Origin of the sequence: Bradyrhizobium sp. (assembly GCF_019244115.1) — a bacterium.
In the GTDB taxonomy this organism is placed as follows: Bacteria; Pseudomonadota; Alphaproteobacteria; order Rhizobiales; family Xanthobacteraceae; genus Bradyrhizobium.
Map to the genome: position 1 here is coordinate 18,014 of NZ_JAFATE010000066.1, position 11,219 is coordinate 29,232.

Annotated in this window: 10 protein-coding genes, 1 pseudogene and 1 riboswitch; of the genes and pseudogenes, 10 read left to right on the plus strand and 1 reads right to left on the minus strand. The window is 65.2% G+C overall.

All coding sequences use genetic code 11. The annotated features are described in order from the left end of the window. The first annotated feature begins 170 nt into the window (after positions 1-170). The 4 genes from JOZ76_RS03115 to JOZ76_RS03130 all read left to right on the plus strand — a co-directional run bounded on the left by JOZ76_RS03115 (position 171) and on the right by JOZ76_RS03130 (position 5,319). Positions 171-872, plus strand: coding sequence for a L,D-transpeptidase (locus JOZ76_RS03115; RefSeq protein WP_291697165.1), 702 nt, complete (start codon positions 171-173; stop codon positions 870-872). A 262-nt stretch (positions 873-1,134) separates the two neighbouring features. After that, on the plus strand, positions 1,135-3,015 hold the full coding sequence (locus tag JOZ76_RS03120; protein WP_441299965.1) for a DUF4403 family protein: 1,881 nt from the start codon (positions 1,135-1,137) through the stop codon (positions 3,013-3,015). 147 nt (positions 3,016-3,162) lie between these two features. Next, a complete protein-coding gene (locus JOZ76_RS03125) occupies positions 3,163-3,909 on the plus strand; it encodes a response regulator (RefSeq protein ID WP_291697166.1) in 747 nt (248 codons plus the stop codon). Between the two features lie 63 nt (positions 3,910-3,972). Further along, positions 3,973-5,319 carry an ATP-binding protein gene (locus JOZ76_RS03130; protein ID WP_291697167.1) on the plus strand — a complete coding sequence of 449 codons (1,347 nt, stop codon included), beginning with the start codon at positions 3,973-3,975 and terminating at the stop codon, positions 5,317-5,319. Positions 5,320-5,332: 13 nt separating this feature from the next. On the opposite strand, the gene JOZ76_RS03135 is transcribed toward JOZ76_RS03130, so the two are convergent. Further along, on the minus strand, positions 5,333-5,527 hold the full coding sequence (locus tag JOZ76_RS03135) for a hypothetical protein (RefSeq protein ID WP_291697168.1): 195 nt from the start codon (positions 5,525-5,527) through the stop codon (positions 5,333-5,335). 248 nt (positions 5,528-5,775) lie between these two features. Here JOZ76_RS03135 and JOZ76_RS03140 point away from each other — a divergent pair. From JOZ76_RS03140 to thiC, 6 genes and pseudogenes are all read left to right on the plus strand, one after another. Then, positions 5,776-6,174: pseudogene (locus JOZ76_RS03140) on the plus strand (lytic transglycosylase domain-containing protein); the annotation flags it as partial. 147 nt (positions 6,175-6,321) lie between these two features. Beyond that, positions 6,322-6,449, plus strand: a riboswitch (TPP riboswitch). Continuing rightward, positions 6,437-7,450 (plus strand): FAD-dependent oxidoreductase, encoded by a 1,014-nt coding sequence (locus JOZ76_RS03145; RefSeq protein WP_291697169.1) that lies wholly within the window; start codon positions 6,437-6,439, stop codon positions 7,448-7,450. Its footprint overlaps the riboswitch before it by 13 nt. Beyond that, positions 7,441-7,638, plus strand: coding sequence for a sulfur carrier protein ThiS (thiS, locus tag JOZ76_RS03150; RefSeq protein ID WP_291697170.1), 198 nt, complete (start codon positions 7,441-7,443; stop codon positions 7,636-7,638). Before JOZ76_RS03145 ends, thiS begins: the two co-directional genes overlap by 10 nt. A gap of 187 nt (positions 7,639-7,825) precedes the next feature. After that, on the plus strand, positions 7,826-8,608 hold the full coding sequence (locus JOZ76_RS03155; protein ID WP_291697171.1) for a thiazole synthase: 783 nt from the start codon (positions 7,826-7,828) through the stop codon (positions 8,606-8,608). Next, positions 8,595-9,203, plus strand: a complete 609-nt coding sequence (locus JOZ76_RS03160) for a thiamine phosphate synthase (RefSeq protein WP_291697172.1) — start codon at positions 8,595-8,597, stop codon at positions 9,201-9,203. The genes JOZ76_RS03155 and JOZ76_RS03160 overlap by 14 nt, the downstream gene beginning before the upstream one ends. A gap of 178 nt (positions 9,204-9,381) precedes the next feature. After that, positions 9,382-11,219 (plus strand): phosphomethylpyrimidine synthase ThiC (gene thiC, locus JOZ76_RS03165; RefSeq protein WP_291697173.1); only part of this gene is annotated, 1,838 nt, incomplete at its 3' end.

Consider the following 11,219-nt stretch of genomic DNA (forward strand, 5'->3'; position numbering starts at 1 on the left):
TGGGGGATTTCGCAGCTCGCGTGTCGCGAAACCGTCATGAAACAATCCTTAACGCGACGAAACCGTTTTCCTGTTCCCGCGCAAGCGTCCCGAAACCTCTTGCAGCTAGGGGTTTAGTCAACGAAGCGCAGCAAGCGCGCAAGGCGCGACCAGAACAGGGGGGACGACCGATGCCAAAACTCACCTCGGCCAAGTGCAATTCCCGTCATCTGTTCGGCCTCGGCGCGTTCGCGATCGGCGCGCTGGCGTTGTCCTCGTCGGCGCTCGCCGCGCCGCCGACACAGCTGTTTCCGTTTTTCCTGATACCGCCGGCGCAGTATCAGCAGGCCGCAGCGCCGCCGCAGGTGCAGGTCGCGCCGAGCGAGGACGATGGCACCGTCTATGAGATGCCGGCGCGGCTGCGCCGTCAGGTCGTGAACTATCCGACCCGCGAGGCGGCCGGCACCGTGATCATCGATACGCCCAACACCTATCTCTACTATGTGCTCGGCGGCGGACAGGCGATCCGCTACGGCATCGGCGTCGGCCGCGAGGGTTTTACCTGGTCGGGCGTGCAGACCGTAACCAAGAAAGCCGAGTGGCCGGACTGGACACCGCCGCCGGAAATGATCGCGCGCCAGCCCTATCTGCCGCGGCAGATGGCCGGCGGCCCGGGCAATCCGCTCGGCGCACGCGCGATGTATCTCGGCGGCACGGTGTACCGTATTCACGGCACCAACGCGCCGGAGACGATCGGTACTCACGTCTCCTCGGGCTGCATCCGCCTCACCAATGAGGACGTCAGCGATCTCTACTCGCGCGTCAATCTCGGCACCAAGGTGATCGTGATGCCGATGGAGCGGCGAGCGGACCTGAGCACCACCGTCCGCTAACCAGCCTCGATTCCGACGGAACGGCCCTCGCTCACGGGGCCGTTTTGTTTCGAAATGTTGCTGGTTCTCGCTATCCGCAGGAAACGCACTGCCCCAGACTCCACTCAAAGGTGAATGCGCGCGCGATAAGTCTCCAGGCTTTTTACGGGCGGAAAAGCGACCGCCGCGCCCCTCCCCGCCCATACTGGCGCAGCCTCAATCCGACCTGTAAACTCAAGCGCTTGAACCCAAGTCCGAGATCAGGTCCGGGGAGACGATGCAAGTGCCGACCTGGCTCAGCAAATTGCTGACGCCGCCGCCATGGATCAGAAACCGGCTCGAAACGTTGCTGCGGCGACCGGCGCCGTCAGATGACGCGTTCGCGAGCGAGGAACTGCCGCCGTCCCCGGAGGAGGATCTCCCGCCGTCGCGCTTGCGGGAAATCCTGGCGCTGCCCGCCGTGCGAGAACCGGATGGAGAGGAGGAAGTCGAGGAAGGCCTTCCGCCGAACCGCCTCAGGGAAATTTTGGCATGGTGGTCGGCGCTCGGCACGCGACTGGCGCCGCCGGAGCGGCTCCGGGAGCTGCTGCAACCAAAGACGCGGCTGCAGGCCTCGCTGCTCGCCGGCATCACAATCGCGATCGGGCTTGGCCTGTCGTTCTATCTCAGTCTGAAGATGATCGATCTGTTCTCTTCGCGCGATACGACGGCACCAGCGCTGACGGAGCTTCCGCCACTGCCGCCGGCCTCGCGCAGTTCTGTTATCATTGCCCCGGTTGCGGTTTCTCTCAGCGCGATCCGCAACGTTGCCGAGCGCAACACGCCCCGCGATTTCGTCGGCAAGTCCACCAACCCGGTCTCGCGCGTGCTGCAGAACGCCGACATCGGCTGGACCGCGACGCGCGGCCCGATCAGGGCCGCCGGCAGCGACGACACGCTGTCGCTGATCACGCCGATCACGGGCAAGCTGAACGTCACCGGCTCGCTGTCGTCGAAGGCCACCGGCTCGCTCGGCGAGGCGCTCGGCAGCCTGCTCGGTCCGAACGCCGCCAAGCAGATCGGCAGCGTCAACATCAAGCAGCTCAACGCCAGCGCCGAGATCAAGGGCAACGTCATCATCACATCGCGGCCGCGACTGGCCACCGCCTGGCACCTGGAGCCGAATTTCGGCGCGCAGGTCAATCTCGGCGACACCAACGTTTTGGTCGCCGGTGCCAAGGTCAGCGTGCCGGCGCAGATCAAGCCGGTGATCGACAAGACGGTCGGCGAACAGCTCAACGCGATCGGCGATCGGATCCGCAACGATCCCACCTTGCTGAAGAATGCGCGGGCGCAATGGGAGAAGGCCTGCCGCTCGCTACCGCTGCAGGGCGCGGACACCACGGCCTCGCTGCCGGCGCTGTGGCTCGAGGTGAAGCCGACCCGCGCCATCGCAGCGCAGCCGCGTGTCGATGCCCTGGCGGTCACATTGACCATCGGGATCGAGGCCGAGACCCGCATCACGCCGCAGCCGACCAAGCCCGACTGCCCGTTCCCGGACAGGATCAGCATCATCCCGCCGACCCAGGGCGGCGTTGCCATCGGCGTGCCGATTGACCTGCCCTTTGCCGACGTCAACAAGATCATCGCAGGCCAGCTCGTGGGCCACACCTTTCCCGAGGACGGCTCGGGCCCGGTCGAGGTCTATGTGAAAAGCGCCAACCTTGCCGCGTCAGGCGAGCGGCTGTTGATCTCGCTGAACGTGAAGGCGCACGAGAAGAAAAGCTTCTTCAGTCTCGGCGCCGAGGCGACTATCCATATCTGGGGTGTGCCCGTCCTCGACCAGGAGCAGCAGGTGTTGCGGCTGATCAATGTGCAGCTTGCCGTCGAATCGGAGGCCGCGTTCGGGCTGCTAGGTGCGGCGGCGCGCGCGGTCGTGCCGCATCTGCAGCAAGCGATCTACCAGAAGGCGACCATCGACCTGAAACCGTTCGCGAAGAACGCGCGCGCCAAGATCGCGCAGGCGATCTCGGACTTCCAGAAGGACGAGGACGGCGTTCACGTCGACGCCGAGATCACCAATCTCCGCCTCGCCGATCTCGCCTTCGATTCCAAGACGCTGCGCGTGATCGCGGAAGCCGCCGGCGACATCAACGTCTCCGTGACCAAGCTGCCGGAGCTTTAGCAGCAGCAACCAACCACTCCATCCGCGGCTTAACGACTCCTTGCCGCTGCTGCTGCTGTGGGTTGCACGCCGTTTCGCCGCGGCGCGCAGAAACAGTCGGAAACAAAAATCCTTGTTGTCGCCTCAGGGATGATGACAACTAGCGGCATGAATCAAGCACCACCGAACATTCTGGTCGTCGAGGACGACCGCGAGACGCGGGCGCTGATCGCAAAATATCTGCGCAGCCACGCCTGCAACGTGTCGACCGCGACCGACGGCCGCGAGATGGCGCGCACCATGAACGATCACCGCGTCGACCTCGTGATCCTCGACGTGATGCTGCCGGGCGAGGATGGCCTCAGCCTGTGCCGCAAGCTGCGCGCCGAATCGCAGGTGCCGATCATCATGCTGACGGCGCGCGGTGAGGACGTCGACCGCATCCTCGGGCTCGAGATGGGCGCCGACGACTACCTCGCAAAACCCTTCAATCCGCGCGAACTTTTGGCACGGATCAACGCGGTGCTGCGGCGCCAGGCGGTGGCCCGCACGGCCAGCGCGACCGAAGGCGCCACCGCGCTGTCGTTTCATGGCTGGCGGATCGATTTCCGTTTGCGTGAACTGCGCAATCCCGACGGCGCGCGGGTGGCGATGACGAGCGCCGAGTTCGACCTGCTGCGCGCCTTCTGCGAACGGCCGGGCCGCGTGCTGTCGCGCGACAGCCTGCTCGACCTGACCCAGGGGCGCAACGCCGGGTCGTTCGAGCGCTCGATCGACGTGCTGGTCAGCCGCATCCGCCGCAAGATCGAGCCCGATCCGCAGGAAGCCAGCATGATCAAGACGGTGCGGTCCGGCGGTTACGTGTTCACGCCACATGTCGAGGTGACTTCGACGAACAGCAAGACCAGATTTTGAAACTGCGTTGCTCGTGCATTCGTATTTTAGCGTCGTTCAGGCTTCTCGCATGAAGTTCCAGCCATGAGGCTCCTCGGTTTTCTGAACCTGCGCGGAATCGGCGGACAGATCGCGGCGCTGGTGCTGGTTTCGATGGTCGGCCTGCAGTTGGCGATCACCGCGACCTTCCTGCTCCATCGGCCGGATCGGCCGGAGTTTGGCGGCGAAGACGGGGCGGCGCAGCTCGCAAGCGCCGCGCAGTTGCTCGGCGCAGCGCCGCCGGCCGAACGGTCGCGGCTCCTGATCGATTTCGCCCGCGCGTTTCCGCAACTCGACATCCGCAATCTGGCAGCCGACGCCGTGCCGGCGGCAACGCTGGTCCGGCAGGAGCGCGGGCCGCCGTCGTTGCATCATTTGCGCCGTCTCGGCCGTGGCTACCGGATCTTCCCGCTGGGCGCGCCGGGTGATCCGAGCCGCCGGATCGGCATCTCGTTGCCCGATGGTACCGCGATCTCGGCGTTCGTTCCGACCGATCGGCCGCCGCCGCCGCTGTGGCGCAGCCCCTGGATGACGACATTGATGTTCGCGGTGGTCAGCGTCACCCTGCTCGGATTATGGGCGGCACGCACGCTGACCCGACCGCTGTCGTCGTTCGCCAGGGCCGCCGAGAGCTTTTCGATCGACCGCGACGCCGCCCCGCTGCCCGAGCGCGGACCGGAAGAGGTCCGCTCGCTCGCCAAAGCGCTCAACCGGATGCGCAAGCGCATCACCGACCTGATCGACGACCGCACGCGGATGCTGGCCGCGATCAGTCACGACCTGCGCACGCCGATCACCCGCATGCGGCTGCGCAGCGAATTCATCGAGGACGAGATCCAGCGCAGCCGCATGCTCGCCGATCTCGATCAGATGCGATCGATGCTGGAGAGCGTGCTGTCGTTCCTGCGCGACGGGCGCAAGCTCGAGCAGATGACGCTGGTCGATGTGGCAAGCACGCTGCAGCTCGTCGCCGACCAGTTCGCCGACATGGGACACAAGGTCGCTTATGCCGGCCCCGGGCACGCGATGGCTACCGCGCGCCCCGACGATCTCCTGCGCACCGTCACCAACCTCGTCGAGAACGCGGTGCGGTTCGGCGGCGAGGTCATGATCCGCCTGACGGTGACCACGGACTGCGTCACCGTCGATGTCGAGGACGACGGCCCGGGCATGTCCGACAGCGACAAGGGCGACATGCTGGAGCCGTTCGTGCGCGGCGACGACGCGCGCAACATGGACGACGCCACCGGCTTCGGGCTCGGGCTATCGATCGCCCGGGCGATCGTCACGGCGCATGGCGGCAAACTGTCGCTGCACGACCGGCAGCCGCGCGGACTGATGGTGCGCATGGAACTGCCGGTGCGCCAGCAAGGCCAGCGCGCGGCCGCATGATGATCGGAAGACCCTACGCCGCGAGCGCGTCCGGATCGGCGTCCTCGAAGATCGCGACCGCCTCGAAACGGTAGTCGCAGACAAGGCAATGCCAGAGATAGCGGGTGCGGCTCGCTTCGTTCTCGATCCATTCGGGAACGCCGATCGGTTCGCCGCACTGGGCGCAGGGATTCTGCCGGGGCAAGGAGCCAAAATCCGTTCTGGCCATGGTCCACCTCCCTGAATGTCTGTCAGTTTTTTCTCGAGAACGGAACAGATTGTTGTTGGGCACAGACTGTCGCGCCGATCCTCTCCACGACATTTTTTTGTCGTTTCGATGGCGTACATGCCTTGAGCCCTCCGCCGGAACTCCGCCGATAAGCACCGACCTTGCCACATTGTTGCCCAGCGAATGCGCGAATCGGGGTTCCGAAGCGTGAACCCGAGCGACTCACGCGTGCCCAGGGGCCTTTTCGCATGAAACATTCCCTATCGCTGCTAGCGCTGGCGTTGGCTGCGCTGCTTTTTCCAGCCGTGGCATCAGCCGGTCACGAAGAAATTGATGTGCTCGTCAGGGCTCATGCGCAGGCCAATAATGTGCCGGAAGCACTGGTGCATCGTGTGATTCAGCGCGAGAGCCGCTACCAGCCGCAGCTGGTCGGACGCGGTGGCTGTATCGGCCTGATGCAGATCAAGCTCGCGACCGCCCGCGGACTCGGCTACACCGGCGACGCCGCCGGCCTGCGCGATCCGGAGACCAATCTCACCTATGGGATCAAATACCTCGCCGGCGCTTATCGGGCCGCCAACGGCGACCATGCCCGTGCCATGCATTATTATGCGGGCGGCTATTACTATGCCGCAAAGCGCCAGCGGCTGCTCCACGCCCAGGCCGAGCAGCGGCTCTGATCGACCTAACATGCTCGTTCAGTTCGAATAGCCGGCCGGACGTCGGCCAGAGCCGGGGACACGGCCTGCAACAAAGCTGTCACATTGACAGCGCGGCGTATCGGCCTAAATTACCGCCGTTCCGAGGGGAGCTCCGAGGAGGAGCTGAGATACCGCATACGCCGGCACTGGCCGGGGACCGCGGTGACCCTTTGAACCTGATCCGGGTCATGCCGGCGAAGGGACAGGGATGTACCAGACCAGGAAGCCGCGGGGGGAATCCTCCGTCACCATCATCGGCGCAGGCATTGCCGGCGCCTGGCAGGCCCTGCTGTTCGCGCAGGCCGGCCACGACGTCACCTTGCACGAACGCGGCGATGCCAGCCTGACGCTCTCCACCAGCCACTGGGCCGGCGGCATGCTCGCCCCCTGGTGCGAGACCGAGGTCGCCGAGCCGGTGATCTCGCGGCTCGGCCTGCGCTCGCTCGACCTCTGGCGGCGTGAGCTGCCCGACACGGCGTTCAACGGTTCGCTGGTCGTGGCCCATGCCCGCGAGCGCGCCGATTTCGAGCGTTTTGCGAAAATGACTTTGAACCACCGGCGGCTCGACGCGGCCGATCTCGCCGCGCTGGAGCCGTCGCTGGAGGGGCGTTTTCGCGAGGCGCTGTTCTTTGCCGACGAAGGCCATGTCGAGCCGCGCCGGGTGCTGCCAAAGCTACACGAAAAGATCATCGCGGCCGGCGGCACCATCCATTTCAACAGCGACGTGTCGGCGAGCGAGGTCGACGGTCTTGTGATCGACTGCCGCGGACTGTTTGCACGCGATGCGCAGCCCGAGCTGCGCGGCGTCAAGGGCGAGATGATCCTGATCGAGACCGGCGAAGTGGAGCTGAGACGCCCGGTGCGGCTGATCCATCCACGCTGGCCGCTCTATGTGATCCCGCGCGAGAAAAACCTGTTCATGCTGGGCGCAACCTCGATCGAGACGGAGGACACCGGCGTTTCGGTGCGCTCCGCGCTAGAACTGCTCGGCGCCGCCTATGCCGTGCATCCGGCCTTTGCCGAAGCCCGCATTCTCGAGTTCGGCTCAGGCCTCCGACCCGCCTTTCCCGACAACCTGCCGCGGATCGCGATCAATGGAGACAGCATCGCGGTGAACGGCCTCTATCGCCACGGTTTCCTGATCGCGCCGGCGCTCGCCGAACTGACGCTCGGCTTCGTCGCGCGCGGCCAGATCGACAATGAGGTGATGCAATGCGCGTGAGGGTCAATGGCGAGGAGCGCGAGATCGCCGCCGCGAGCGTGCAGGCGCTGCTCGCCGAGCTCGACTACGAGGGCACGCATTTCGCCATCGCGGTGAATTACGACGTGGTGCCGAAGAGCGAGTGGGCCGCACGGTCCTTGAGCAGCGGCGACGAGATCGAGATCATCACCCCGCGGCAGGGAGGGTGACCATGGGAAGCGTAAACATGGAGAGCGTGAAAGATGCGATGCTCGCGCAACGCATTCAACTGTCATCGCCCGGCTTGACCGGGCGATCCAGTACGCCGCGGCGTCTCGGCTCAACCTCCGGCGCTCTGGAATACTGGATCCCCGCTTATGCGGGGATGACGTCCTTTTTCGGGGAGACACGGTTCTCATGCTGACCTTCTACAGCAAACAATTCTCATCCCGCCTGCTGATCGGTACGGCGCTCTACCCCTCGCCCGCGATCATGCAGACTGCGATCCGGGCCAGCGGCGCGCAGATCGTCACCGTGTCGCTGCGCCGCGAGGCCGCCGGCGGCAAGAGCGGCGACGCGTTCTGGTCGCTGATCCGCGAACTCGGCGTCACGGTGCTGCCGAACACGGCGGGCTGCCGCAGCGTGCGCGAGGCGGTGACGACCGCAAAACTCGCGCGCGAACTGTTCGGCACCTCCTGGATCAAGCTCGAGGTGATCGCCGACAACGACACGCTGCAGCCCGACGTGGTCGGCTTGGTCGAGGCCGCCACCATCCTGATCAAGGACGGTTTTGAGGTGTTTCCTTATTGCACCGAGGATTTCTCCGTCGCCACAAGGCTGGTCGATGCCGGCTGCAAGGTGGTGATGCCCTGGGCCGCGCCGATCGGCTCGGCGCGCGGCATCATCAACCGTGACGCCTTGAGGCTTTTGCGCGACCGTCTGCCCGACATCACCCTCGTCGTCGATGCCGGGATCGGCGCGCCGAGCCATGCCGCGCACGCGCTCGAGCTCGGCTATGACGCGGTGCTGCTCAACACGGCGGTCGCCAAGGCCAAAGATCCCGTCGCGATGGCCGGCGCGTTCCGACTTGGTGTCGAGGCCGGCCGCGTCGCCTTCGAGGCCGGGCTGATGGACGCGCGTGATTTCGCCTCTCCCTCCACTCCAGTCGTCGGGACCCCGTTCTGGCATGCCGTATCCTGATCGCTTCTATCCCGTCGTCGACAGTCTTGCCTGGGTCGAGCGCCTGACAAGGCTCGGCGTCGGCACGGTGCAGCTGCGCGCGAAAAACCTGAACGACGGCGAGGCGCTGCAGATCGTGGCTGATGCACTGGAGCTGACCAGGGGCACGCGCACCAAGCTCGTGGTCAATGATTACTGGCGCGCGGCGATCGTGGCCGGCGCCAAATATCTGCATCTCGGCCAGGAGGATCTTGCCGAGGCCGACCTTGCCGCGATTCGCGAGGCCGGGCTGTCGCTCGGCATCTCCACCCATGACGACGCGGAGCTTGCAACGGCGCTGGCCGCAAAACCCGATTATGTCGCGCTGGGACCGATCTTCCCGACCACGCTGAAGGCGATGCGCTTTGCCCCGCAGGGTGTTGCGAAAATCAGCGAATGGAAGCAGCGCGTCGGCAACATCCCGCTGGTCGCGATCGGCGGCATCAAGCGCGAACAGGCCGCCGAGATCTTTGCCGCCGGCGCCGATTCCATCGCGGTGGTCTCCGATATCACCCAACACGCCGATCCCGACGCGCGCGTGCGCGCCTGGCTCGAGGTCGAGGCGGAGGCTGCGTGATGCGCACCAACTCTCACCGCCCTCATTGCGAGGAGCACGAGCGACTTGCGCCGTCATTGCGAGTGAAGCGAAGCAATCCAGAATCTTTCCGCGGAGGCAGTCTGGACTGCTTCGTCGCTTTCGCTCCTCGCAATGACGGCAAACCAACGTCCGGAATATAAGGAACAAGGAGGATCCCATGAACATTCGCTCCAATCCCGACACCACGCTGCCCGCCGTCACCACCGGACCGCTGCCTTCCTCGCGAAAAGTGTTCGCCTCCCCAGAGGCCGCGCCCGAGCTCAAGGTGCCGTTGCGCGAGATCATCCTCTCCGAAGGCGCCGGCGAGCCGAACGTTGTGGTCTACGACACCTCGGGCCCCTACACCGATCCGCAAGCGACGATCGACGTCAACGCCGGCCTGCCGCGGCATCGCACCGCCTGGGTTCTGGAGCGCGGCGGTGTCGAGCAGTATGAGGGCCGCATCATCAAGCCCGAGGACAACGGCAACGTCTCCACCGATAAGGCGGCGCGCGCCTTCTCCGCCTATCACAATCCGCACCGCGGGCTCGACGGCCACAAGGTGACGCAGCTCGAATATGCCCGCGCCGGCATCGTCACCAAGGAAATGATCTACGTCGCCGAGCGCGAGAATCTCGGCCGCAAAAAGATGCTGGAGCGCGCCGAGGCCGCGCTGGCCGACGGCGAGAGCTTTGGCGCCGACATCCCCGCCTTCATCACGCCGGAGTTCGTGCGTGACGAGATCGCGCGTGGCCGCGCCATCATTCCCTCCAACATCAATCATGCCGAGCTCGAGCCGATGATCATCGGCCGCAACTTTCTGGTCAAGATCAACGCCAATATCGGCAACTCGGCGGTGACCTCCTCGGTCGAGGAAGAGGTCGACAAGATGGTGTGGGCGATCCGCTGGGGCGCCGACACCGTGATGGACCTTTCGACCGGCCGCAACATCCACACCACGCGCGAATGGATTCTGCGCAATTCCCCGGTGCCGATCGGCACCGTGCCGATCTACCAGGCGCTGGAGAAGGTCGACGGCGATCCGGTGAAACTCGATTGGGAGGTCTACAAGGATACGCTGATCGAGCAGTGCGAACAGGGCGTCGACTATTTTACCATCCACGCCGGCGTGCGCCTGCCCTACATCCACTTGACCGCCAACCGCGTCACCGGCATCGTCTCGCGCGGCGGCTCGATCATGGCGAAGTGGTGCCTGGCGCATCACAAGGAGAGTTTTCTCTACACCCGCTTCGACGAGATCTGCGACCTCATGCGCAAATATGATGTGTCGTTCTCGCTCGGCGACGGCCTGCGCCCGGGCTCGATCGCGGACGCCAACGACCGCGCGCAGTTCGCCGAGCTGGAGACGCTCGGCGAGCTCACCCAGATCGCGTGGCAGAAGGGCTGCCAAGTCATGATCGAGGGCCCCGGCCACGTGCCGATGCACAAGATCAAGATCAACATGGACAAGCAGCTCAAAGAGTGCGGCGAGGCGCCGTTCTATACGCTGGGGCCGCTGACCACCGACATCGCGCCGGGCTATGACCACATCACCTCCGGCATCGGCGCCGCGATGATCGGCTGGTTCGGCTGCGCGATGCTGTGCTACGTCACGCCAAAGGAGCATCTCGGACTGCCCGACCGCAACAACGTCAAGACCGGTGTCATCACCTACAAGATCGCCGCCCACGCCGCCGATCTCGCAAAAGGCCATCCGGCGGCGCAGCTGCGCGACGACGCGCTCAGCCGCGCCCGCTTCGACTTCCGCTGGATCGACCAGTTCAACCTCGGCCTCGATCCGGACACCGCGCGGCTGTTCCATGACGAGACGCTGCCGAAGGAAGCCCACAAGGTCGCGCATTTCTGCTCGATGTGCGGCCCAAAGTTCTGCTCGATGAAGATCACCCAGGACGTCCGCGACTACGCCGCCACGCTGAACGATCCGAACTCCATCGGCATGTCAACGCAGGGCACCATCGAGGACGGCATGGCGCAGATGAGCGCCAAGTTCAAGGA